The sequence below is a fragment of the Geodermatophilus marinus genome (genome assembly GCF_003428645.1).
In the GTDB taxonomy this organism is placed as follows: Bacteria; Actinomycetota; Actinomycetes; order Mycobacteriales; family Geodermatophilaceae; genus Geodermatophilus.
The window spans coordinates 143,034-165,729 of the sequence record NZ_QVQH01000004.1 but is presented as its reverse complement, the minus strand read 5'-3'; the positions used below and the strand labels follow the sequence as shown (position 1 = coordinate 165,729).

23 protein-coding genes and 1 tRNA gene are annotated in these 22,696 nt (G+C 75.8%); 11 read left to right on the top strand and 13 right to left on the bottom strand.

The window, feature by feature from the left end:
* Positions 1 to 72 precede the first annotated feature (72 nt).
* Positions 73 to 717 carry a helix-turn-helix domain-containing protein gene (locus D0Z06_RS06535; RefSeq protein ID WP_158579894.1) on the bottom strand — a complete coding sequence of 215 codons (645 nt, stop codon included), beginning with the start codon at positions 715 to 717 and terminating at the stop codon, positions 73 to 75.
* 279 nt (positions 718 to 996) lie between these two features.
* Between D0Z06_RS06535 and D0Z06_RS06530 the strand changes: the two genes are divergently transcribed.
* Together D0Z06_RS06530 and D0Z06_RS06525 are read left to right on the top strand one after the other, a co-directional pair.
* Positions 997 to 2,265 carry an aspartate kinase gene (locus D0Z06_RS06530; protein WP_117376555.1) on the top strand — a complete coding sequence of 423 codons (1,269 nt, stop codon included), beginning with the start codon at positions 997 to 999 and terminating at the stop codon, positions 2,263 to 2,265.
* A complete protein-coding gene (locus tag D0Z06_RS06525) occupies positions 2,262 to 3,320 on the top strand; it encodes an aspartate-semialdehyde dehydrogenase (protein ID WP_117376554.1) in 1,059 nt (352 codons plus the stop codon). The genes D0Z06_RS06530 and D0Z06_RS06525 overlap by 4 nt, the downstream gene beginning before the upstream one ends.
* A 203-nt stretch (positions 3,321 to 3,523) precedes the next feature.
* Here the strand turns inward: D0Z06_RS06525 and D0Z06_RS06520 are convergent, their stop codons facing one another.
* From D0Z06_RS06520 to D0Z06_RS06500, 5 genes are all read right to left on the bottom strand, one after another.
* Complete coding sequence (locus tag D0Z06_RS06520; RefSeq protein WP_233517497.1) at positions 3,524 to 5,380, bottom strand: S9 family peptidase; 1,857 nt, start codon at positions 5,378 to 5,380, stop codon at positions 3,524 to 3,526.
* Between the two features lie 4 nt (positions 5,381 to 5,384).
* The gene (locus tag D0Z06_RS06515) at positions 5,385 to 6,482 is read right to left on the bottom strand and encodes a hemolysin family protein (protein WP_117376553.1); all 1,098 of its coding nucleotides are present in this window, start codon (positions 6,480 to 6,482) and stop codon (positions 5,385 to 5,387) included.
* Positions 6,479 to 7,822: a hemolysin family protein gene (locus D0Z06_RS06510; RefSeq protein ID WP_117376552.1), complete on the bottom strand. Its 1,344-nt coding sequence runs from the start codon at positions 7,820 to 7,822 to the stop codon at positions 6,479 to 6,481. The genes D0Z06_RS06515 and D0Z06_RS06510 overlap by 4 nt, the downstream gene beginning before the upstream one ends.
* Before the next feature lie 79 nt (positions 7,823 to 7,901).
* Positions 7,902 to 7,978: transfer RNA gene (locus D0Z06_RS06505), tRNA-Pro, on the bottom strand.
* A 140-nt stretch (positions 7,979 to 8,118) separates the two neighbouring features.
* Positions 8,119 to 9,030: a metallophosphoesterase gene (locus D0Z06_RS06500; RefSeq protein WP_199522167.1), complete on the bottom strand. Its 912-nt coding sequence runs from the start codon at positions 9,028 to 9,030 to the stop codon at positions 8,119 to 8,121.
* 55 nt (positions 9,031 to 9,085) lie between these two features.
* Between D0Z06_RS06500 and D0Z06_RS06495 the strand changes: the two genes are divergently transcribed.
* On the top strand, positions 9,086 to 9,538 hold the full coding sequence (locus tag D0Z06_RS06495) for a GatB/YqeY domain-containing protein (protein ID WP_117376550.1): 453 nt from the start codon (positions 9,086 to 9,088) through the stop codon (positions 9,536 to 9,538).
* Positions 9,539 to 9,544: 6 nt separating this feature from the next.
* Here D0Z06_RS06495 and D0Z06_RS06490 read toward each other — a convergent pair whose 3' ends face one another.
* The 3 genes from D0Z06_RS06490 to D0Z06_RS06480 are packed head-to-tail and all read right to left on the bottom strand — an operon-like array spanning position 9,545 to position 14,180.
* A complete protein-coding gene (locus D0Z06_RS06490) occupies positions 9,545 to 11,884 on the bottom strand; it encodes a penicillin-binding protein (protein ID WP_117376549.1) in 2,340 nt (779 codons plus the stop codon).
* A gap of 41 nt (positions 11,885 to 11,925) precedes the next feature.
* On the bottom strand, positions 11,926 to 13,188 hold the full coding sequence (locus D0Z06_RS06485; protein ID WP_233517496.1) for an ArsA family ATPase: 1,263 nt from the start codon (positions 13,186 to 13,188) through the stop codon (positions 11,926 to 11,928).
* On the bottom strand, positions 13,185 to 14,180 hold the full coding sequence (locus D0Z06_RS06480; protein WP_117376548.1) for an ArsA-related P-loop ATPase: 996 nt from the start codon (positions 14,178 to 14,180) through the stop codon (positions 13,185 to 13,187). The genes D0Z06_RS06485 and D0Z06_RS06480 overlap by 4 nt, the downstream gene beginning before the upstream one ends.
* Before the next feature lie 95 nt (positions 14,181 to 14,275).
* Here D0Z06_RS06480 and D0Z06_RS25670 point away from each other — a divergent pair, with 95 nt between their 5' ends.
* From D0Z06_RS25670 to D0Z06_RS06470, 3 genes are read left to right on the top strand one after another with little or no spacing between them, the layout of a single operon-like run.
* On the top strand, positions 14,276 to 14,449 hold the full coding sequence (locus tag D0Z06_RS25670) for a DUF4177 domain-containing protein (RefSeq protein ID WP_199522166.1): 174 nt from the start codon (positions 14,276 to 14,278) through the stop codon (positions 14,447 to 14,449).
* A 1-nt stretch (position 14,450) separates the two neighbouring features.
* Positions 14,451 to 14,924: a RidA family protein gene (locus tag D0Z06_RS06475; RefSeq protein WP_117376547.1), complete on the top strand. Its 474-nt coding sequence runs from the start codon at positions 14,451 to 14,453 to the stop codon at positions 14,922 to 14,924.
* Positions 14,921 to 15,721: an NUDIX hydrolase gene (locus D0Z06_RS06470; RefSeq protein ID WP_117376546.1), complete on the top strand. Its 801-nt coding sequence runs from the start codon at positions 14,921 to 14,923 to the stop codon at positions 15,719 to 15,721. The genes D0Z06_RS06475 and D0Z06_RS06470 overlap by 4 nt, the downstream gene beginning before the upstream one ends.
* A gap of 157 nt (positions 15,722 to 15,878) precedes the next feature.
* Here the strand turns inward: D0Z06_RS06470 and D0Z06_RS06465 are convergent, their stop codons facing one another.
* Both D0Z06_RS06465 and D0Z06_RS06460 read right to left on the bottom strand, forming a co-directional pair.
* Positions 15,879 to 16,553 (bottom strand): Crp/Fnr family transcriptional regulator, encoded by a 675-nt coding sequence (locus D0Z06_RS06465; RefSeq protein ID WP_117376545.1) that lies wholly within the window; start codon positions 16,551 to 16,553, stop codon positions 15,879 to 15,881.
* 180 nt (positions 16,554 to 16,733) lie between these two features.
* Positions 16,734 to 16,973, bottom strand: coding sequence for a hypothetical protein (locus tag D0Z06_RS06460; protein WP_117376544.1), 240 nt, complete (start codon positions 16,971 to 16,973; stop codon positions 16,734 to 16,736).
* Positions 16,974 to 17,129: 156 nt separating this feature from the next.
* On the opposite strand from D0Z06_RS06460, the gene nth reads away from it, so the two are divergent.
* The 5 genes from nth to D0Z06_RS06435 are packed head-to-tail and all read left to right on the top strand — an operon-like array spanning position 17,130 to position 20,928.
* Complete coding sequence (nth, locus tag D0Z06_RS06455; protein ID WP_199522165.1) at positions 17,130 to 17,924, top strand: endonuclease III; 795 nt, start codon at positions 17,130 to 17,132, stop codon at positions 17,922 to 17,924.
* Positions 17,921 to 18,526 (top strand): TlpA family protein disulfide reductase, encoded by a 606-nt coding sequence (locus D0Z06_RS06450; RefSeq protein WP_233517495.1) that lies wholly within the window; start codon positions 17,921 to 17,923, stop codon positions 18,524 to 18,526. The genes nth and D0Z06_RS06450 overlap by 4 nt, the downstream gene beginning before the upstream one ends.
* Positions 18,523 to 19,278, top strand: a complete 756-nt coding sequence (locus tag D0Z06_RS06445) for an NUDIX hydrolase (RefSeq protein ID WP_199522164.1) — start codon at positions 18,523 to 18,525, stop codon at positions 19,276 to 19,278. The genes D0Z06_RS06450 and D0Z06_RS06445 overlap by 4 nt, the downstream gene beginning before the upstream one ends.
* Positions 19,275 to 19,736: a plastocyanin/azurin family copper-binding protein gene (locus D0Z06_RS06440; protein WP_117376542.1), complete on the top strand. Its 462-nt coding sequence runs from the start codon at positions 19,275 to 19,277 to the stop codon at positions 19,734 to 19,736. Before D0Z06_RS06445 ends, D0Z06_RS06440 begins: the two co-directional genes overlap by 4 nt.
* A 10-nt stretch (positions 19,737 to 19,746) precedes the next feature.
* Positions 19,747 to 20,928, top strand: coding sequence for a MarP family serine protease (locus D0Z06_RS06435; protein WP_117376541.1), 1,182 nt, complete (start codon positions 19,747 to 19,749; stop codon positions 20,926 to 20,928).
* A 72-nt stretch (positions 20,929 to 21,000) separates the two neighbouring features.
* Here the strand turns inward: D0Z06_RS06435 and D0Z06_RS06430 are convergent, their stop codons facing one another.
* Positions 21,001 to 21,930, bottom strand: coding sequence for an alpha/beta fold hydrolase (locus tag D0Z06_RS06430; RefSeq protein ID WP_117376540.1), 930 nt, complete (start codon positions 21,928 to 21,930; stop codon positions 21,001 to 21,003).
* A gap of 22 nt (positions 21,931 to 21,952) precedes the next feature.
* Positions 21,953 to 22,456 carry a phage holin family protein gene (locus D0Z06_RS06425; RefSeq protein ID WP_117376539.1) on the bottom strand — a complete coding sequence of 168 codons (504 nt, stop codon included), beginning with the start codon at positions 22,454 to 22,456 and terminating at the stop codon, positions 21,953 to 21,955.
* Between the last annotated feature and the right edge of the window lie 240 nt (positions 22,457 to 22,696).

Sequence of the window (22,696 nt, the reverse complement as noted above, 5' to 3'; positions counted from 1 at the left end):
GACCTAGGAGAGGGCCTCGCCGCGGCGGGTAAGCAGGAGGCTGCCGCGCACGCTCCCACCGTAGCAGTCGGCTCAGCCCAGGTCGCAGCAGCACGCGCAGCCCGGGGCGTGCACCGGCGGCCCCGAGCCGTCGTCGAGCTCGTCGCAGGCCGCCGGGCAGGTGCAGCTCCACGCGTCCTCCCAGCCCGGGCCGGCCGCCTCCCGCGCCGCCTCCCGCGCGGTCCGCCGCCGCTCCTCGGCGGCGTCCCGTGCGGCGCGCCGCCGCCGGGCCCGCCGCTCGGCCGGGGAGTCGCCCGGCCGCGGCAGGTGGTGGTCCTCCGGCGTGCCGTTCCTCGCGCGCAGGCCGTCCCGGGCCCCGCGGTGCCGGTCGACCGTGAACCACGGCAGGGGGCGGTCGAAGCGGTGCTCGTACCGGCCGGGGCGCTCGTCGGAGTGGTGGGTGTCGAGGTGGGCCGGGAACCGCCGTCCGCCGAGGTCGCGGACCGCATCCGGCGCCATCCCCGCCACCTCCCGGCCGCTCCCGTCGAGCAGGGCGAGCCGGAGGCCGGCGAGCCCCGCGGCCCGCGCGAGGAGGGTAGCGCCGAGGTCCCGCCGGCCGGTCTCGGCCTGGGCGACGGCCGACTGGGGGACCCCGCAGGCCTCCGCGAGCTCGCGCTGGGAGAGGTCGGCCCGGCGACGGATCCGGCGCACGACCCCGGACAGGTCGAAGGTCTCCACGGCCCCACCCTCGGGCGACCGCGGGCGCCGGAGGGCCACCGCGCCCGCCCCGTGGACGGCCGCGCCGGCTGTGGACGGCACCCGCACCGCCGCGGACCTGCGCTGCTCCCACCGCCGGGACGGGGCCGGTGTGCGGGGTCCGGCTTCCTACGTCTGTGAGTGCCACGGCACTCACAGACGTAGGAAGCGGGAGGGGCAGGTGGCCGCCCGGCGGCGCCACGGCCGACGACCGGGACGCGGCCGCCGGGGCACGGAGCCGCCTCGGTAGCCTGTGGACCCGTGGCCCTCGTCGTCCAGAAGTACGGTGGCTCGTCCGTCGCGTCCGCCGAGCACATGAAGCGCGTCGCCGAGCGGGTCGTCGCGGCCAAGAAGGACGGCAACGACGTCGTCGTGGTCGTCTCGGCGATGGGCGACACCACCGACGAGCTGCTCGACCAGGCCCAGGCGATCACCGAGGCCCCGCCCGGCCGCGAGCTCGACATGCTGCTCACCGCCGGCGAGCGCATCTCGATGGCGCTGCTGGCCATCGCGATCTCCACGCACGGCTACGAGGCCCGCTCGTTCACCGGGTCCCAGGCGGGGGTCATCACCACCGGCAGCCACGGCAAGGCGCGGATCATCGACGTCACCCCCGGCCGGCTCCGGCAGGCGCTCGACGAGGGCTCGATCGTCATCGTGGCCGGCTTCCAGGGCGTCAGCCAGGACACCAAGGACATCACGACGCTGGGCCGCGGCGGCTCCGACACCACCGCCGTCGCCGTCGCCGCGGCCCTGCGCGCCGACGTCTGCGAGATCTACACCGACGTCGACGGCGTCTTCACCGCCGACCCGCGCATCGTCCCGAACGCCCGCCGCCTCGAGACCGTCACCTACGAGGAGATGCTCGAGCTGGCGGCGTCCGGCGCGAAGGTGCTCATGCTCCGCTGCGTCGAGTACGCCCGCCGCTACGGCATCCCGGTGCACGTCCGCAGCTCCTACTCCCAGCTCCCCGGCACGACCGTGACCGGCTCGATGGAGGACCTCCCGGTGGAACAGGCGATCATCTCCGGCGTCGCGCACGACCGGTCCGAGGGCAAGATCACCGTGTTCGGCGTGCCGGACCGGCCGGGCGAGGCCGCGCAGATCTTCCGCGTGCTCGCCGACGCCGAGATCAACATCGACATGATCGTGCAGAACGTGTCACCGGAGACCAGCAAGCTGGCCGACATCTCCTTCACCCTCCCCAAGAGCGACGGGCCGGCCGCGCTCGCCGCGCTGGAGAAGGTCCGGCACACCGTCGGCTACGCCGACGTGAGCTTCGACCAGCACATCGGCAAGGTGTCGCTGGTGGGCGCGGGGATGCGCTCGCACCCCGGCGTCTCGGCCCGCTTCTTCGGCGCGCTCGCCGACGCCGGTGTCAACCTCGAGCTGATCAGCACCTCCGAGATCCGCATCTCCGTGGTGTGCCGGGACGCCGACGTCGACGTGGCCGTCCGGGCGGTGCACGACGCGTTCGACCTGGGGACCGACGAGGGGCAGGCGGTCGTCTACGGGGGGACGGGACGATGAGCGCGTCCAGCAGCCACGGCCTGCGCGTCGGCGTGGTCGGCGCCACCGGCCAGGTCGGTGGCGTCATGCGGCAGATCCTGGCCGAGCGCCGGTTCCCGGTCGCCGAGCTCCGGTTCTTCGCCTCCGCGCGGTCCGCCGGCAGCACCCTGCCGTGGGGCGACGGCGCGATCACCGTCGAGGACGCCGCCACCGCCGACCCCCGCGGTCTGGACGTCGCGCTGTTCTCCGCCGGGGCCACCTCCTCCCGGGCCCTCGCCCCGGTGTTCGCCGAGGCCGGCGTGACGGTGATCGACAACAGCTCGGCGTGGCGGCGCGACCCCGACGTCCCGCTGGTCGTCGCCGAGGTCAACCCGCACGCCCTCGCCGGGATGCGCAAGGGCATCGTCGCCAACCCCAACTGCACGACGATGGCGGCGATGCCGGTGCTCAAGCCGCTGCACGACGAGGCGCGGCTCGTGCGCCTGGTGGCCAGCACCTACCAGGCGGTCTCCGGCAGCGGGCTGGCCGGCGTCGAGGAGCTCGACACCCAGGTCCGGGCGATCGCCGACAAGGCCGCGGAGCTCACCCACGACGGCTCGGCGGTGACCTTCCCCGAGCCGGTCACGTACGTGCGGCCGATCGCCTACAACGTGCTGCCCATGGCCGGCTCCGTGGTGGACGACGGGTCGCACGAGACCGACGAGGAGCAGAAGCTCCGCAACGAGAGCCGCAAGATCCTGGAGATCCCCGAGCTGCGGGTCTCGGGCACCTGCGTGCGGGTGCCGGTCTTCACCGGGCACTCGCTGTCGCTCAACGTGGAGTTCGCCCGGCCGCTGCCGGTCGAGCGCGCCGTCGAGCTGCTGCGGGACGCGCCGGGGGTGGAGCTCTCCGACGTCCCGAACCCGCAGCAGGCCGCCGGCCGGGACCCGAGCTACGTCGGCCGCATCCGGCAGGACCCCGGGGTGGACGACGCCCGCGGGCTGGCGTTGTTCGTCAGCAGCGACAACCTGCGCAAGGGCGCCGCGCTCAACACCGTCCAGATCGCCGAGCTCTTCCTCTCGTCACGCTCCGCGTGACACCGCGGCCAGGTGCCGTCCCCGGCGGGCGCTGAGCCCGACCGCCGCCTCGTCGCGGACCCCTCCGGGGCCCCCTCCTCGACGACACCGCGGCCAGGTGCCGTCCCCGGCGGGCGCTGAGCCGGAAGCCGTCCGACCTCGGGGGACCCTCCGGGCCCCCGACCGGACCCGGCTCACGCCGGTCCGTACCCGCGGGCGGTCAGTCAGGGCTTCACGTGCCGCAGCGCGAAGCCCAGGGCCGTCTCGACCTGGCGGATCGTCTCCTCGATGACCAGCGAGCCGTGCCCGGCGTCGAAGCGGTACACCTCGTGCCGCTTGCCCAGGCGGGCCAGCTCGCCGAGGTAGTTGTCGATCTGCCGGATCGGGCAGCGGGGGTCGTTGGCCCCCGCCACGACGAGCACCGGCGCGCGCACCGCCTCGACGTAGGTGATCGGCGAGGAGCGAACGTAGCGGTCCCGGACCTCCTCGGGCGAGCCGCCGAACAGGGCCCGGTCGTAGGCCCGCAGGCCCTCCATCTCGTCCTCGTAGGCCGCGAGGTAGTCGGCGACCGGCACCTCGGCGATCCCGGCCGCCCAGCGCTCCGGCTGCGTGCCCAGGCCCAGGAGGGTGAGGAACCCGCCCCAGGAGCCGCCGGACAGCACCGCGCGGTCCGGGTCGACGACCCCCTCGGCGACCAGCGCGTCGAGCACGGCGGCGACGTCCTCGAGCTCGGTCAGCCCCGGCCGGCCGGTGAGGGCGTCCCGCCAGGCGCTGCCGTACCCGGTGGACCCGCGGTAGTTGACGTGCACGACCGCGTAGCCGGCGTCGACGTAGGCGGCCCGCCGGGCCCGGTAGGAGTCGTCGTCGGCCGCCTCCGGACCGCCGTGCACCAGGAAGGCGGCCGCGTACGGGGCGGGCCCGGCGGGGCGGGCCAGCAGCGCGTGGATCCGCCCACCCGGGCCGTCCACCCAGCGGTCCTCGACCGGGTACCCGGCCGGCGGCTCCTCCCCGGGCGCGGCCAGCACCACCGGCCCGTCGGCGCGGCGGACCACCGGCGGCCGCTCGGAGGACGACCAGGCCAGCTCCACCGTGCCGTCGGGGCGGGCCGTCGCCCCCCGGACGACGCCGCGCGGGGTGTCCAGCCGCTCCAGGTGCCCGGAGGCCAGGTCGTAGCGGTAGAGCTCGCTGCGGCCGGCGGAGTCGTGGCCGACCAGCAGCGCCGACCCGTCGGCGTACCAGCCCGCGGTCACGTCGCCGGGCAGGTCCAGCGCCACCTCGGTCTCGGTGTCGGTGGCGACGTCCCAGACCAGCAGCTCCTCGCGGCCGCGGCGCTCGTGCCCGACCAGCAGCCGGCGGTCGCCCGGCAGGGGGCCGAACTCCAGCGCGTGCAGCCCGCGGCCCTCGCCGTCCCACTTCTCCGCGACGACGGCCGGCGCCTCGAGCGTGGTGTCCGCGGTGCGCAGCACGCGCAGCGCCGGGTACCGCGGGTCGCCGTGCTCGGAGTGCGAGATCACCAGCAGCTCGTCGTCCGTCGTCAGCGCGTCGACCGACGCCGGGTCGGGGTGCCGGTAGACGACCCGGGCCGCCCCGCCGGCCGGTGCCAGCCACAGCTCGGAGCCCTCGTCGGTGGACCGGCCGACCGCCACCCGGGAGCGGCCGATCTCCAGGCCGGCCGGGTAGGCGGGCCCGACCTCGGGCAGCGCGACCCGGTCCTCGCCACCGGCGAAGGGCTGCACCATCCAGACGCCGAACTCGTCGCCGTCGGTGTCGGCGAACCACCAGATGGTCTCGCCGTCGGGGGAGACGGTGGCGATCAGCGTGCCGTTGGGCCGGTCGGTGACCTGGCGGTGGGCGTCGGTGGTGCGGTCCCAGGCGTACTGCTCGACCACGCCGGTCGCGTCCGAGGAGTAGACGCTGCGGTGCGCGGCGTGCAGGGCCCAGTCCGGGAGGCTGACCCGCGGCGCCCGGAACCGGGCCTGCCAGCGGGCGACGACCTCCGGGGGCAGCGGCGCGGCGTAGGGGGTGGGCTCCCCGGGAAGGATGACGCCGGACGGTGCGGGGTTCGCGGGCTCGGCACTCACCGGGTCATCTTCCCCCGCCCCCGGTGCCCTGCCCGACGCCGGCCCCCGGCCGGCCGCCGGCACCCGGGTGCTCCACCGCGGCGTCGCGGACGTCACCGATCAGCCGCTCCAGCACGTCCTCGAGGAAGACCACCCCGGTGACGCGGCCGGCGACGGCGACCTGGCCGAGGTGCGCCCCCGCCGTCCGCATGGCCGAGAGCACCTCCGGCAGCGCGGTGCCCGGGGCGAGGTCGACCAGCGACGTGACGTGCTCGGGGCCGATCGGCCGGTCCCGGTCCCCGCCCGTCACGCCGAGGACGTCCTTGACGTGCACGAAGCCGCGCAGCCGCCCGTCCTCGTCGCGCAGCGGGTACCGGCTGAAGCCGTGCTCGGCGACGACGGCCTCCAGCTCGCGGGGTGTGGTCGAGGGCGGCAGCGGGACGACGTCCGCCAGCGGCACCAGCACCGTCGAGACGTCGTGCTGCTCGAAGGTCAGCGCGCCGGCCGCCAGGTCGCTCACCTCGCTGCCCAGGAGCCCCTCGCGCCTCGACCGGGTGATCATCGACCGGATCTCCGCCTCGTCGAAGCTCGCCGCGACCTCGTCGGTCGGCTGCAGCCCGAAGAGCCGCACGAAGCCGTTGGCGACCGCGTTGAAGCCCGTGATCACCGGCCGCAGCAGCCGCACGAACGTGGCCAGCGGGGGGCCGAGCACCAGCGCGGCGCGGTCGGGGCCGGCGAGGGTGATGTTCTTGGGCACCATCTCGCCGAGGACCATGTGCAGCACGGTCACCAGTGACAGCGCGACGACGAGGGCGATGGGGTGCAGCAGCGCCTCGGGCACCCCGGCGGCCCCGAGCGGGACCTCGAGCAGGTGCGCGACGGCCGGCTCACCCACGGCGCCGAGGCCCAGCGAGCACAGCGTGATGCCCAGCTGCGCGCCGGCCATCATCAACGACACCTCGCGCATCGCCTCCAGCGTCCGGCGGGCGCGCGGGGACCCGGCCTCGGCCCGCGGCTCCAGCTGGTCGACGCGGGCGGAGACCAGCGCGAACTCGGCGGCCACGAAGAAGGCGTTGCCCAGCAGCAGGGCCACCAGCAGGAGCAGGCTCAGCGCGTCGCTCACGCCACGACCGCCGCCGGCTCGGCGGGCCCGGGGGACGTCCCGGCCGGCGCGTCCACCACCTCGGCCCGCACCCGCGCCACCCGCCGCCCGTCCAGGCTCTCCACGGTCAGCCGCGCCCCTTCCAGGTCCACGGTGTCGCCCACCAGCGGCAGCCGCTGCAGCCGCTCGGCGAGGAACCCGGCGAGGGTCTCGTACCGGCCCTCGGGGACGGGCACGCCGGTGCGCTCGCGGACCTCGTCGGGGCGCAGCAGGCCCGACATCAGCCAGACGTCCTCGCCGGCGCGGCGCAGGGTGCGCAGCGGGCGGTCGGTCTCGTCGGAGATCTCGCCGACCAGCTCCTCCACGATGTCCTCCAGGGTCACCACGCCGTGGGTGGCGCCCCACTCGTCGACGACCAGGGCCATCTGCAGCCCCTGCTCGCGCAGCAGGTCCAGCATCCGCTCCAGCTGCAGCGACGAGGGGACGGCGAGCACCGGGCGGGCCAGCTCCCCGGCCGTGCGTGTGCCGCGCTCCTCCTCGGGGACGGCGACGGCGTCCTTCACGTGCACCACCCCCGTGACCTCGTCGAGGCCGGAGCCGTGGACGGGGAAGCGCGAGTGGCCCGACTCCACGGCCGCGGCGACGACGTCGGCGGCCGAGGCGCCCGACCGCAGGGTCCACAGCCGGGTCCGCGGCGTCATGACGTCGGTCGCGAGCTTGACCCGCAGCCCGAGGGTGCGCTGGAGCAGCCGGGCGGCGACGGGGGAGAGGTCGCCCTCCTCCGCGGAGCGGCGGGCCACCGCGGCCAGCTCCTCGGCGTCGCGGGCGGGGTCCAGCTCCTCGCGGGGCTCGATGCCCAGGCGCCGCACGATCGCGTTGGCCAGCCGCTGCAGGGTCGTCACCACCGGGCCGGCTGCCCGGGTGAACAGCCGCATCCCCGGGGCGACCAGGGACCCGACCCGCAGGGGGCTGGCGATGGCCAGGTTCTTCGGGCCCAGCTCGCCGAGCAGCATCTGCAGCACGGTGGCCAGCGCCAGGCCGAGCCCGTAGGAGAGGCCGGTGACCACCCCGCCGGGCAGGCCGGCCGCCTCGAGCGGGCCGCGCAGCAGTGCGCCCAGCGCCGGCTCGGCGAGGTAGCCGACGACCAGGGTCGTCACCGTGATGCCCAGCTGGGCCGCCGACAGTTGGGTGGACAGCCCGCGCAGCGCACGGACCAGCGCGCCGGCCGGCCGGTCCCCCCGCTGCGCCGCCTCCTCGGCCCGGCCGCGGTCGACGGTCGTGAAGGAGAACTCCGCGGCCACGAAGAAGCCGGTGAGGGCCGTGAGCAGCACGGCGGCGAGGAGGAGCAACCACTCGGTCATCGCGCTCCCCGGTGCCCCGGCGGAGCGGGCGCCAACCCCGGGAACGCCGCAGGGGCCGCCGTGCGGCGGCCCCTGCGGATGGTCGGGGTGACAGGATTTGAACCTGCGACCTCGTCGTCCCGAACGACGCGCGCTACCAAGCTGCGCCACACCCCGAGGTGCGCCGACAACTGTAGCCGACGCACCGGGTGGCCTCGCGGCCCCCTGCCGGGCATGCCGCAGCCCCCGCCCGGGGCCCGGCCCCCTGCAGGGCCCCGCCGCGAGCCTGCGAGTGGCGGGGGGCAGGGGGTCCTTGCTCAGCCCGGCCGGGCGGTGAGGGTGAGCAGCGTCGCCTCCGGGGGGCAGGCGAAGCGGACCGGCGCGTAGGGGCTGGTGCCCAGGCCCGCGGAGACGTGCAGCCAGGTGCCGCGCGGGTTGGCCGGGCTCGCCTCCGCCCAGCGGTGCAGCCAGCGCACCCGGTCCCGGTCGATCCCGCAGTTGGTGACCAGCGCGCCGTAGAACGGCACCCGGAGCTGCCCGCCGTGCGTGTGCCCGCAGAGCAGGAGGTCGTGCCCGTCGGCGGCGAACCGGTCGAGCACCCGGGGCTCGGGGGAGTGCGCCAGACCGACGCGCAGGTCCGCGGTGGGGTCGGCGGCGCCGGCGACCCGGTCGTAGCGGTCGAGCCGGAGGTGGGAGTCGTCCACGCCGGCGAAGACCACGCGCCGGCCGTCGACGGTGAGCTCGCCGGTGGCGTTGGTGAGGTCCAGCCAGCCGCGCCGGGTCAGCCCGTCGCGCAGGTCCCGCCAGGGCAGCTCGTCGCCGTGCACCCGCGTGTGCTCGCGGCGGAAGTACTTGAGCGGGTTCTTCGGGCGGGGGGCGTAGTAGTCGTTGCTGGCGGTCACGAAGACGCCGGGGAGGTCCAGCAGCGGGTCCAGCGCCCGCAGCGTGGCCGGGACGGCGTCCATCCCGGCCAGGTTGTCGCCGGTGTCGACCACCAGGTGCGGGCGCAGGTCGGCCAGCCCGGCCACCCACTCCTGCTTCGAGCGCTGCCCGGCGGTCATGTGCAGGTCGGAGAGGTGCAGCACCCGCAGCGGCGGCTCACCCGGGGCGAGCACGGGCACCTCGAACCGGCGCAGCGTCCAGCGGGTGCGCTCGTAGAGGGAGGCGTAGGCCAGGCCGGCGGTCGCCGACGCGACGGCGGCGACGGGCAGGGCGGTGATCGGGCGCACGGTGGTCCAGCCTACGAGGGCGCACGCCGCGGCGCGTCCGTGCGAGGCTGGGGCGGTGCCCGACCTGAAGGACCGCCTGCGCGCCGACCTGACCACCGCGATGAAGTCCCGCGACGAGCTGCGCACCGCCACGCTGCGCATGGTGCTGGCCGCGGTGAGCGCCGAGGAGGTGGCCGGCACGGAGGCCCGCGAGCTGTCGGACGACGAGGTTCAGGCGGTGCTCCGCCGGGAGGCGAAGAAGCGCCGGGAGGCGGCCGAGGCCTACGCCGGCGCCGGGCGCGGCGAGCAGGCGGAGCGGGAGCGCGCCGAGGGCGACGTGGTGGCCGCCTACCTGCCCGCCCAGCTGGACGACGCCGACCTCGCGGCCCTGGTCGCCGACGTCGTCACGCGCACCGGCGCCTCGGGCATGAAGGACATGGGCCGGGTCATGGGCGCCGTGCAGGCGGAGGTGGCCGGCCGGGCCGAGGGCGGCCGGGTGGCCGCGGAGGTCCGTCGCCAGCTGGGCTGAGCGGGCTCAGTCGTCCCCGCGTCCGCCGCGGCCGTTCCCGCCCGGCCGGTCCTCCGCGGCGCCGTCCTCCTGGTCGTCGCCCCGGCCCCCGGTGCCGGCGTCGGCCGGGGGAGCCTGCGGCGCCGGAGCGGCCGGGACGTAGGACGACCCGTTGCTCACCCGGATCGACACGGTCTGGTCGATGACGGCACGGGCGCCGGCGGCGGGATCGGTGCCCAGCAGGGTGCCGGCCGGCTGGTCGCTGTCGACGCGGTCGACCCGGGGTTCGAACCCGGCCCGGCGCAGCGCCTGCTGGCAGTCCTCCACCGAGCCGCAGGAGGGCACGACGCGGGTGTTGCCGTTCTGGACGGTGGGATCGGCCGGCGGGAAGGGCACCGCCTCCTGCGCGCCGAGGATCGGGGCCATCGCGTCGTGCCAGATGGTGGCGCCCTTGCCGCCGCCGAAGCCGCCGACGTTCTGGTTCTCCTTGGGGTTGAGCACCATGACGCTGGCGGCGTACTGGGGGGTGTAGCCGACGAAGGCGACCGAGAAGTTGCTCTGCGACGTCCCGGTCTTCCCGGCGATCTGGTGGCCGGGGACGTAGGCGCGGGCGCCGGTCTGGCCGGAGTGGCCCGGCTCGACGTCCTTGCGCAGCATCTGGTTCATCGTGCTGGCCACGCCGGCGGGGATGGCCTCCTCGGTGCAGGAGTCCCCGGTGACCACCGGCGCGCCGTCGCGCTGCAGCGGCTCACCGGCGCGGTCGAGGACCCCGGTGACCGGGGTGGGGTCGCACCGGGTGCCGTTCGCGGCCAGGGTCGAGTAGGCGCTGGCGAGGTCCAGCGGGCTGGTCGCCTCGGCGCCGAGGGTGAACGACCCGCGGTTCTCGGCGATGATCTGGTCGGCCGGGGTGGCGGTGAAGTTCATCCCCATGCGCTCGGCCATCCGCACCGGCGCCTCGACGCTGCCGAGGGCGTCCTCGAGGGCGAGGAAGTAGGTGTTGGAGGACATGTAGAGGGCCTTCTCCATGTCCAGGGTGGCGGGGTAGTTCCCCGCGTTGCCCACCGAGTAGGGCCGCCCGCCGTTGCGGTAGACGCGCGAGACGTAGGGGTCGCCGGTGGTGATCGTGTAGTACTGCGAGTACCCCTCCTCCAGCGCGGCGGCGGCGGTGAAGACCTTGTAGGTCGACCCGGAGCCCTGGCTGTAGGCGGTGTTGAGGACGACGGACTCGCACCCGGCGCCGTCGCAGCCGTAGCGGCGGTTGACGCTCATCGCCAGCACGTGCCCGGTGCCGGGCTCCACGGCGGTGTACATGCCGGCCAGGGGGTCGCCCATCGCCAGCGTGTTGAGCACGGCCTGGTCACCGGCCGCCTGCATGTCGGGGCGCAGCGTCGTCTGGATGGTCAGCCCGCCGTTGTCCAGCGTGGTCTGGTCGATGCCGAGGGTCTGCACCAGGTGCTGGTGGACGTAAGCACAGAAGAACCCGCCGATCGCGGCGTCGATGCACCCGTTGGGCGGGGACACGCCCGGCTGCACGGCGACCGGGGTGCCGGAGATCGCGTCGTGCTCCTCCTGGCTGATGTGCCCCAGGGCGAGCATCCGGCCCAGCACCTGGTCCCGGCGGACCTGCGCGTTCTCCGGGTTGGTGATGGGGTCGTCGTTGGCCGGGCTCTGCACCAGCCCGGCCAGCATGGCCGCCTGCGGCAGGCTGAGGTCGGCGGCGTCGACGCTGAAGTAGGTCTGCGCGGCGGCCTGGACGCCGTAGGCGCCGTGGCCGAAGTAGACGAGGTTGAGGTACCGGGTGAGGATCTCGTCCTTCGAGTAGGTCTCCTCCAGGGCCAGCGCGAGCCGGGCCTCGCGGAGCTTGCGCGCGACGCCGGCCTGCCCGTCCTGCTCGGTGGCCGCCTGCCGCTCCGCGGCGCTGTCCGCGGTCTCGACCAGGGTCTGCTTGACCAGCTGCTGGGTCAGCGTCGAGCCGCCCTCCCGCACCGACCCCGCGGCGACGTTGGTCACCAGGGCCCGCAGCGTGCCCTGCACGTCCAGCCCGTTGTGCTGGTGGAAACGGGCGTCCTCGATGTCGACCAGCGCCTGCTCCATCACGTCCGCGATCCGGTCGGAGGTGACCGGCGTCCGGTTCTTCTCGTAGAAGTACGTGATGAGGCTGCCGTCGGCGGCCAGGACCCGGCTCATGCCGGCCGGCGTCTCGTCGGTGAGCTCCACCGGGAGCGCGTCGAGCAGCGAGGCGGAGTTGCGCGCCGCCACGCCGGTACCGCCGACGAAGGGCAGCAGCATGCCGGCGAGGAGGGCACCGGCGAGGACGATCGTCGCGGCCAGCTTGCCGACGACCCGGGTGCGCAGGGCGGGAGACATCGCGGGCCAATGTACGTCGCGCTGCGCTCCCGGGGTCGCGGTCAGCGACGGCGCGCGGGCAGGACGCGGGTCCGCGGCACTCCCGTCGGCGTGTCGCCGTCCGGGCCGGTCAGCTCGTCGGCCATCGCCCGCAGCCCGTCGACGTCGTGCACGTCGCCGGCGGCCGCCGGGACGGTGCGCACGGGGACCTGCGGGTGGGCGCTGGTGAACCGGTCGGCCAGCCGCTGCTCGCGGGTGGCCAGGGCCATCCGCTCGGCGTGCACGCGCAGCGCCCCGGCGGCGACCTCGGCGCCCTCGCCGTCGGCCTCGAGCACCTCCTCGGCGGCGCCCGCGGCCCGGGTGGCCGACAGCGCGGTGGTCGCCGGCGGGTGCGTGCGGTTGAGCACGAGCCCGGCCAGCGGCATCTGCTCGGCCGAGAGCCGGTCGACGAAGTAGGAGGCCTCGCGCAGCGCGTCGGGCTCCGGGGTGGCGACCACGACGAACCAGGTCCCGGGCCGGCGCAGCAGCTCGTAGGTGGCCGTGGCGCGCTCCCGGAAGCCGCCGAACATGGTGTCCAGCGCGCTGACGAAGGCGGAGATGTCGCGCAGCAGCTGCCCGCCGAGGACCTTCGAGATGATCCGGCTGAAGAACAGGAACCCGGCGCTGGCGAACCGGAACCCGGCACGGCTGGGCGCCATGAGCAGCCGGATCATCGTGCCGTCGAGGAAGCGGCTGAGCCGGTTCGGGGCGTCGAGGAAGTCCAGCGCCGACCGGGACGGCGGGGTGTCGACCACGATGAGGTCCCACCGCTCGCTGGAGCGCAGCTGGCCGAGCTTCTCCATCGCCATGTACTCCTGCGTCCCGGCGAAGGAGGACGACAGGGCCTGGTAGAAGGGGTTCTCCAGGATCTGCTCGGCCCGCTCGGGGGTCGAGTGCGCCACGACGACGTCGTCGAACGTGCGCTTCATGTCCAGCATCATCGCGTGCAGCTCGCCCGAGGCCTCCGGGACGTCGACCTTCCGCGGCTCGTTGTCGAGCTCCTCGAGGCCCAGCGACTGGGCCAGCCGGCGGGCCGGGTCGATGGTGAGGACGACGACGGTGCGGCCCGCCTCGGCCGCCGCCAGGGCCAGCGCCGCGGACGTCGTCGTCTTCCCCACGCCGCCGGCGCCGCAGCACACGATGATCCGGGTGCCCCGGTCCTCCAGCAGCTCGGCCAGCTCCAGCGGCAGGGCGCGGGGCGGCTCCGGGGCCGGCTGCGCGGCCCGGCGGCGGGTGTGCCCCGCCGGGGCCGTCCCGGTCGCCCCGGCCGGCTCGGCGGCGCTCACGCGGCCACCTCGGTGCGCAGGTGGGCCTCCAGCCGGCCGGCCAGCTCGAACAGCGCCCCCAGGTCCACGGGGCCGGTGAGCAGGGGCAGCTCCACGGTCGGCCGGGCCAGGGCCTCGACCTCGGCGCGCAGCTCGTCCTGGGCGGCCCACCGGCGGGCGTGCTCGGTGGCCTCCGCGACCAGCGCGGCGGCCAGCGCAGGACCGTCGTGCAGGTGGGCGGCGGCCAGCGCCGGCTCCAGGTCGGCCGGGGTGAGCCGGCCCTCGGCCGCCGGCGCCAGGTAGTCCTCCGGCAGGATGGGCTCGGCGGCCATGTTGACCACCACGGACCCCACCGGCAGCCCGGCCGCGGTGAGCTCGGCGATCGCGTCCGCGGTCTCCTGCACGGGCATGTCCTCGAGCAGGGTCACCAGGTGCACCGCCGTCTGCGGCGACTTCAGCACGGCCATGACGCCGTCGCTCTGCGACTTGATGGGGCCCGAGCGGGCCAGGCCGGCCATCTCGCCGGTCACGTTGAGGAAGCGGGTGATGCGCCCGGTGGGCGGGGCGTCGACGACCACCGCGTCGTAGACCGGGCGCCCGTCGGCCCTCCGGCGGGTGACCGCCTCCTTGATCTTCCCGGTGATCAGCACGTCCCGCAGGCCCGGCGCGATGGTGGTCGCGAAGTCCACCGCGCCCATCCGGCGCAGCGCCCGCCCCGCCCGCTTGAGGTTGTAGAACATCTCCAGGTACTCGAGGAGGGCCTCCTCGACGTCGATCGCCAGCGCCTTGACCTCGCCACCCCCGCGGGCGACGGCCACCCGGCGCTCCTCGTAGGGCAGCGGCGGGGTGTCGAAGAGCTGGGCGATGCCCTGGCGGCCCTCGGTCTCGACGAGCAGCACGTGCCCGCCGTCGGCGGCCAGGGACAGCGCGAGGGCGGCGGCGACCGTCGTCTTGCCGGTCCCGCCCTTCCCGGTCACCACGTGGCAGCGCGCGGTCGGCGGTCCGTCGGTCACGGAGATCAGCCTAGAAGGACCCCGTCCTCCCCACCCTTCGCAGGCTCGGGGCGGGGCCCGGGACGGGGCCGCCGCCCTGCGCTAGCGTCGCGCCCATGAGCGAACCGGCCCGCGTGCGGTGGGAGTACGCCACGATCCCGCTGCTGATCCACAACACCAAGGCGATCCTCGACTCGTGGGGCGTCGACGGGTGGGAGCTCGTCACCGTCCTCCCCGGGCCGGGCGGCTCCGAGCAGCCGGTGGCCTACCTCAAGCGCCCGGCCGGCTGACGTGTCGGAGCACCAGACGCAGAGCTGGCACGCGCGGTTGGCCGAGCTCGGCATCCGGCTGCCGCCGGTCGCCGCTCCGGTCGCCTCGTACGTCCCCGCCGTCCGCTCCGGCCACCTGGTGTTCACCTCCGGCCAGCTGCCCTTCGTCGACGGCGGGCTGCGCCGCACCGGCAAGGTGGGTGGCTCCGTGGACGCCGAGGACGCCGCCCACGACGCCAAGCTCTGCGCGCTGAACGCCCTCGCCGCGATCGACGAGCTCGTCGGGCTGGACTCGGTGGCGCGCGTCGTGCGGGTCGTCGGCTACGTGGCCAGCGCGGAGGGCTTCACCGGCCAGCCGCGGGTGGTGAACGGCGCCAGCGAGCTGCTCGGGCGGGTGTTCGGCGCGGCCGGCCAGCACGCCCGCAGCGCCGTCGGCGTCGCCGAGCTCCCGCTGGGCGCCCCGGTCGAGGTCGAGCTCACCGTCGAGCTGCGGTGACCGCTCCGAGCACCCCGAAGCAGGCCGCCACGGTGCTGCTGCTGCGGGACGGTTCCCCCGGTCTCGAGGTCTACCTCCTCCGCCGCACGCGGGGCATGCCCTTCGCCGGCGGCATGACCGCCTACCCCGGTGGCGGCGTCGACCCCCGGGACGGCGACGTCACCACCGCCTGGGTGGGGCCCCCGCCGGCGGAGTGGGCGGCCGCGTTCGGCTGCGACGAGCGGATCGCCCGCGAGCTCGTGTGCGCCGCGGTCCGGGAGACCTTCGAAGAAGCCGGGGTCCTGCTGGCCGGGCCGGCCGAGGGGGGCGGCGTCGTCCCCGACGTGACCGGCGACGACTGGGAGGAGCAGCGCCAGGCGCTGCTCACCCGCGAGCTGTCGCTGGGCGAGCTGCTCGCCGACCGCGGCCTGGCGCTGCGCGCGGACCTGCTGCGCCCGTTCGCGCACTGGGTGACACCGGAGATCGAGCCCCGGCGGTACGACACCAAGTTCTTCGCCGCGGCGCTGCCGGTCGGGCAGGAGGCCCGGCACGTGACCGGCGAGGCCGACGAGGCCAGCTGGCTCGCCCCGGCGGCCGCCCTGGCCGAGGCCTACGGCGGGACCCGCCCGATGCTGCCGCCGACCGTGCACACCCTCGGCCAGCTCGAGCCCTTCGCCGACGTGGCGGCGGTCCTGGCCGGCTCGCCCCCCGCGCCGCTGTCGCCGATCAGCCCGACCTTCGTCGACGAACCCGACGGCCGGTGGGCGGTGCTCCCCGACGGCAGCCGGGTCCGCCTGGTGGCGCCACTTCCTTCGTGACCCTCCGGGTCACACGGCGGCCACGTGCCGTCCCCGGCCTGCGCTGAGCCCTGCGCTCGCTCCGCTCGTCGGGGACCCTCCGGGCCCCGCTCCTCGCGGGCACCCCGCGGCCACGTGCCGTCCCCGGCCTGCGCTGAGCCCTGCGCTCGCTGGGGTGTCAGCGGGCGCGGCGGCGCAGGCGCTCCTCGTCGAGGACGACGACCGACTTGCCCTGCAGCTGGATCCAGCCGCGGTGCACGAAGTCGGCCAGCGCCTTGTTCACCGTCTCGCGGGAGGCGCCGACCAGCTGGGCCAGCTCCTCCTGGGTGAGGTCGTGCTTGACGCGCAGGCCCTCGCCCTCGCGGCTGCCGAACCGGTCGGCCATCTGCAGCAGCGCCTTGGCGACCCGGCCCGGGACGTCGGTGAAGATCAGGTCGGCGACCGAGTCGTTGGTGCGCCGCAGCCGCCGGGCCAGCACCCGCAGCAGCTGCTCGCCGATCTCCGGGTGCGCCTCGATCCACGGCCGGATGACCGACTGCGGCATCCGGGCCAGCTTCACGTCGGTGACCGCGGTGGCGGTCGCCGTCCGGGGGCCGGGGTCGAAGACCGAGAGCTCGCCGAACTGGTCGGACGGACCCATGACGGCGAGCACGTTCTCCCGGCCGTCGGGGGAGCGGCGGGACAGCTTGATCTTGCCCGAGAGGACGATGTACAGGCTGTCGCCGGGCTCGCCCTCGTTGAAGATCACTCGGCCGCGGGGCAGGGTCAGCGTCTCCAGACGGCTGATGACCGGTTGCACCGCCTCTTCCGACTGCCCCTGGAAGAGCCCGGACTGGGCCAGCACCTCGTCCACTACGCGTCCTCTCGCACGACCACCTGGCTCGCCGACGACCGGCGGGTCCTCGTCGGCGCACGCCCGGGGCGGCGCCGTCCGGAGGTGAGTCTAGGGGTCTGTGCGGACCGTCACCCGATCGGTGGGAGGTCCGCACCCCCCGAGGGGTGAGCCCCCGCCCGCTCCGGGCGCGGGCCTCCCTCAGACGACCGGCGGGCGGGCGCGCTGGAGCCGCGACCGCCGCCGCGCCCGCCAGCGGGACATCGCGCGGCGGATGCCCGACCGGGCCAGCGTGTCGACCTCGCCGGGCGTGGCGGTCGACAGGAACTCGGCCACCTCCCGCTGGCCGGTCGGCCGGCGCAGCGGCTCCTCGACGCGCTCCATGACCAGCAGGAAGGCGATGAGCAGGGGTGGGAAGAGGATGACGACGAGGGAGACCACGGCAGCTCCTCTCGCTCCTCGTCGGCGGCAGGCGGTACGAGTTCCTGTGTACCCGGTTGCCGGGGGCCGACGCCCGCATCGGCGCCGCAGCGCTCGACGGTCGCCGATGATGGCACGGCCGGGGGGACGTCGGTGGACCCGCCTACCCTCGACCGCGTGTCCTCGCCGGCCTACGCCCGACCCGTCCCGCCGCGCACCGCCGCCGCCCGCCGTGCCGCCGCGCGCGGGGGAGCGCCGTTCGACCCGGCGGAGACGCCGCTGGCGCGCACCCGCCGCGCCCGCCGCATGGCGCGCGAGCTGGCCGAGCTCCACCCGGACGCGCACTGCGAGCTGGACTTCACCGACGCCTTCCAGCTGCTGGTGGCCACCGTCCTGTCCGCGCAGACCACCGACAGGACGGTCAACAGGGTGACGCCGGCGCTGTTCGCGCGCTACCCCGACGCCGTCGCCCTGGCCGGCGCCGACCGCACCGAGCTGGAGGCGGTCCTCAAGCCGACCGGCTTCTTCCGGGCCAAGGCGAACTCGGTGCTCGGCCTGGCGCAGGCGCTGGTCGAGCGCTTCGACGGGGAGGTGCCGGGCCGCATGGCCGACCTGGTCACCCTGCCCGGGGTGGGGCGCAAGACCGCCAACGTCGTCCTCGGCAACGCCTTCGGCGTCCCCGGGCTGACCGTCGACACGCACTTCGGCCGGCTGGTCCGCCGCTTCGGGTGGACCGAGGAGGAGGACCCGGTCAAGGTCGAGGCCGAGGTGGCCCTGCTGGTCCCCAAGCGCGACTGGACCATGTTCAGCCACCGCGTGATCTTCCACGGCCGGCGGGTGTGCCACGCCAAGAAGGCGGCCTGCGGCGCCTGCGGCCTCGCGCAGTGGTGCCCGTCGTTCGGCATCGGGCCGACCGACCCGGAGCTGGCGGCGAAGCTGGTCAAGACCCCGGCCGCCTCGGACACCGAGTGAGGGCGTCGCGGGCCGGGGCGGCCCTGCTGCTCGCGGCCGCGCTGGCCGGCTGCGGCACGTCCGGCGGCGGCACGGGTGGCAGCGGTGCGGATAGCGGGGGAGCGGCCGCCGCTCCGCCGTCCGCAGCGGTCCCCGACACCACGACCCCGTGCCCGGAGCAGCCGGCCGAGCCGGCCTCCGGCAGTGAGGTGCTCGCCGACCTCTCCTTCGACTGCCTGGCCGGCGGGGAGCTCGACCTGGGCCGTGCGCAGGGCCTGCCCACGGTGGTGAACCTCTGGGCCAGCTGGTGCGGTCCGTGCCGCGAGGAGCTCCCGATCGTCCAGCAGCTCGCCGACGCCGGCGGCGACCGGCTGCGCGTGCTGGGCCTGGTCAGCCAGGACCCGGCGGAGAACGGCCGGTCCTTCGCCGCCGACGCCGGCATCACCATGCCCACCGCCGTCGACGAGCGGGGTGACCTGGCCATCGAGCAGGGGCTGCGCGGGCTGCCCTACACCTACTTCCTGCGGGCCGACGGCTCGGTCGCCCACTTGCAGCTGCGGCCGGTCCGCTCCTACGAGGAGCTGCGCGACCTGGTCGCCGAGCACCTGGGAGTGCAGCTGTGACCGCGCCGGACGACGGGCTGCCCGAGTACCTGCACCGGCTCGTGGCCCGGGCCGCGGACCTCCCGCTGCGGCACCGGATGCCGCGGCCCACCGCCACCGCCCGCCGGTCGGCGGTGCTCGTCCTGTTCGGTGAGGGCCCGCGGGGTGCCGACGTCCTGCTCATCGAGAAGGCCGCCCACCTGCGCACCCACGCCGGCCAGCCGGCCTTCCCCGGCGGCGGCGCCGACCCCGGCGACGACTACCCGGTCGGCACGGCGCTCCGGGAGGCCGAGGAGGAGGCCGGCATCGACCCGGACGGCGTCCGGGTGCTGACGACGCTGCCCGAGCTGTTCCTCGGGCCGTCGGACAACCTCGTCGTGCCCGTGGTGGGGTGGTGGGACGACCCCCGAGACGTCACCGTCGGCGACCCGCGCGAGGTCGCCCGCGTCGCCCGGGTGCCCCTCGCCGACCTCGCCGACCCGGCCAACCGGTTCCGGGCCCGGCACCCCTCCGGCTACGTCGGCCCGGCCTTCGGGGTGGCCGGGATGGTCGTCTGGGGGTTCACCGCCGGGCTGCTGGACGCCGTGCTGGAGGCCGCTGGGCTCGCCCGGCCGTGGGACGTCCGGGACGTCCGGCCGCTGCCCGCGCTGGGGGTCCGGCTGCCGCAGCTGCCCGGCACCCGGGACACCGCCGAGGACGAGGAGGCCGCCGCGCCGACGGTCGCCGACCCGCCCCCCGACGGGCCGCCGTCACGTACCGTTCCCGGGCGATGACCGGACGGCTGACGGGGCGACGTGGCGGTGCCGCGATCGCCGGGGTGCTCCTGGGTGCCGGCCTCGTGCTCGCGGGGTGCGGCGCCGACGAGCCCGCGGACCCCGGGGCGGCGAGCCCCACCACCACGTCCGGGCTGGGCGCGGTGACCACCGCCCCGGACGGGGTGCAGGAGGTCACGCTGCAGACCCAGGACGACTACGTCTTCACCCCCGACACGTTCACGGTGGCCCCCGGCCGGGTCCGGCTGACGGTGACCAACGTGGCCGAGCAGATGGTCCACAACTTCCGGTTCACCCCGGACACCGGCCCCGCGCCGATCGACGAGGAGATCTCCCTGCTGGCGGCGGGGGAGAGCCGCACCATCGAGTTCGAGGTCACCGAGCCCGGCGACTACCCGTTCGAGTGCAGCTTCCACGTCCAGCTCGACCAGGTCGGCACCATGACGGTCACGGGCTGAGGTCCGGCCCGTGTCCGCCGTCGACCTCGTCCTGATCGTGCTCGCCCTCGTGTTCGCCCTGTCCGGGTTCCGGCAGGGGCTGATCGTCTCCGCGACGTCCTTCTTCGGCTTCTTCGGCGGCGCGGTGCTCGGTGCCCAGCTCTCCGGGCCGATCGCCGACCAGGTCGACGGGTCGGCGGTCACCCGGGTGTTCGTCGCGCTCGTCGTGGTGCTGGCCGGGGCCCTGCTGGGCCAGCTCCTGGCCGGGGCGGTGGGCCGCGCGGTGCGGCGGCGGGTCACCTGGGAACCGGCGGCGCTCGTGGACTCGGTCGCCGGTGCGGTGCTCTCCGCGGCCGCCGTCCTGCTCGTCGCCTGGATGGTGGCCACCCCGCTGGCCAGCGCGCCGTTCCCGCAGGTTGCCGGCCAGGTGCGCCAGTCCTCGCTGGTGCAGGCGGTGGACCGCACGGTGCCCGACGGCGTCCGGTCGGTCTACGACTCGCTGCGGGAGGCGATCGACCGCCGGGGCCTGCCCGACGTCCTCGACCCGCTGACCCCCACGCAGGTCACCGACGTCCCCGCCCCCGACCCGACGCTCATCGACAGCCCCGTCGTCGGCGCCGTGGAGGGCTCGGTGGTGAAGATCACCGGCGTGGCGCCGTCCTGCTCCCGCCAGATCGACGGCTCCGGGTTCGTGTTCGCCCCCCAGCGGGTGATGACCAACGCCCACGTGCTCGCCGGGGTGACCGACCCGGTCGTGCAGGCGGAGGGCAGCGAGTACGACGCGGTGCCGGTCTACGTCGACGAGGCCACCGACATCGCCGTCCTCGCCGTCCCGGGGCTGCCCCAGGTGCCGCTGACCTGGGCCGACGCGCCGGTCGACGAGAACGCCGACGCGATCATCATGGGCTACCCCGGCGGCGGTGGCCTGTTCGTCGGGCCCGCCCGGGTGCGCGACCGCGGGGAGATCAGCGGCCCCGACTTCCGCAACAGCACGACCGTGCAGCGCGACGTCTACGCCCTCTACGGCGAGGTCCGGGCGGGCAACTCCGGTGGGCCGCTGCTCGACGCCCAGGGGCACCTGCTCGGCGTCGTGTTCGCCTCGGCCATCGACGACCCGCTGACCGGCTACGCGCTCACCGCCGCCGAGGTGGCGGAGGCGCGGCTGGCCGGGACGACGGCGACCACCGAGGTCGGCACCGGCTCCTGCGAGTAAGGCCCCGTCCGGAGGCTCACCGCGAGCTTGCGAGCGGTGAGAGGGACGGGGTCCTCGCTCCCGTCACCTGGCTCAGCCGGCGGCCCAGTCGGCGATGGCGGTGCTGACCGCCCCGGGGGCCTCCTCCGGCGGGAAGTGGCCCACCCCGTCGAGCTCGCGCCACTCGTAGGCGCCGGCCACGTAGCGCCCCGAGCCGCGGGCCGAGCCCGGCAGCACGCACGGGTCCAGCGCGCCGTGCAGCTGCAGGGTCGGGGCGGTGACCGGCGCGGCCATCCGGCGGGCGTAGCGCCACCCGTCCGGGCGGATCTGCGACCGGCCCGCCCAGCGGAAGTACTCCATCGAGCCGTAGGCGGCCTGCGGGATGCGGGCGGCCGAGCGGTAGCGGGCCACGGCCTCGGCGAAGTCCGCCGTGCCGGTCCACGCCGGGCCGGCCCACCGGCGCACCAGGTCGGCGACCGGGTCGTCGTCGGTGCGGGTGAGCCGCCGCTCGGGCAGCCGGGGCAGCTGCGAGCCCAGCACGTAGCGCAGCGCCCGGCGCTGGGCGCGGTCGGCCAGGGCGGCCCGCAGCCGCCGGGGGTGGGCCATGGAGACGACGACGAGGCGACGGACGCTGCGCGGGTGCAGCGCGGCGGCGGACCAGGCCACCAGCCCGCCCCAGTCGTGCCCGACGAGGACGGCGTCCTCCTCACCCAGCGCGCGCACCAGCGCGGCCACGTCGGCCGCCGCCGTCGGCAGGTCGTAGCCCCGCGGCGGCTTGTCGCTCGCCCCGTAGCCCCGCAGGTCGGGGGCGACGGCGCGGAACCCGGCGGCGGCCAGGGCCGGCAGCTGGGCCCGCCAGGCCCACCAGAACTGCGGGAACCCGTGCAGCAGCAGGACCAGCGGCCCCTCGCCGGCCTCGGCCACGTGCAGGCGCACGCCGTTGGCCGACAGGTCGCGGTGGGTCCACGGTCCGGGCAGCAGGACGCTCGTCGCGTCCGGCGGCCCCTCCTCGGCGGCGGTCACCGGGCGCGGCTCCCGGGCCCGGTCAGACGGTGTAGTTGTCGCTGCCGCGCAGCTGCACCCGGCCGTTGGTCACCGTCGGCACCTCGCGGCGCCGGGCGCCGGGGGCCTCGCGGTGCATCACCGAGGGCAGCTCCCGCAGCGTCTCCAGCGTGCGCTCCGGCTTGTCGATCTTCTTGATCTGCCGGCGTCCGATCAGCGCGGCGATCGCCGCGACGACGACGAACAGCGCCCAGACGATCAGGTAGGAGATCCACCGGATCAGGCCCAGCCAGGTCAGGAACTCGGCCAGCGCGATGCCGATGAAGAACACCGAGAACGCCAGCACCACCCCGGCCGCGCCGAAGGCCCCGGCGCCGATCCCGGCCTTCTTCGCCGAGGAGGTCATCTCGGCCTTCGCCAGCTCGACCTCGCTGCGGATCAGGGTCGAGACGTCGGCCATGGCGCTCTGCACCAGCGTCCCGATCGACGGCTCCTCCGTGCCGGCGTGCCGGCTCTGGGGCGGGTTCGTCGATGCGCTGTGGGCCACGGGGGCACCTCCTGGGGTCTCGGTCACCGGCTGCGCCGGGAGCTCGGTTGGATCGTCCCCCATGATCAGCGAGCGCGCGTCCCGGCGTCCCCCGTGGAGGGGGCGCCGGGACGCGGGTGGGCGGGATCGCGTCCCGGCCCCTCTGCAGGGGCCGGCGCCGAGCTTCGGCGGCCCCGTCCGGAGGCTCGCCCCGAGCGTGCGAGGGGTGAGGCCGACGGGGTCCTTCACGGGGGGCAGGGT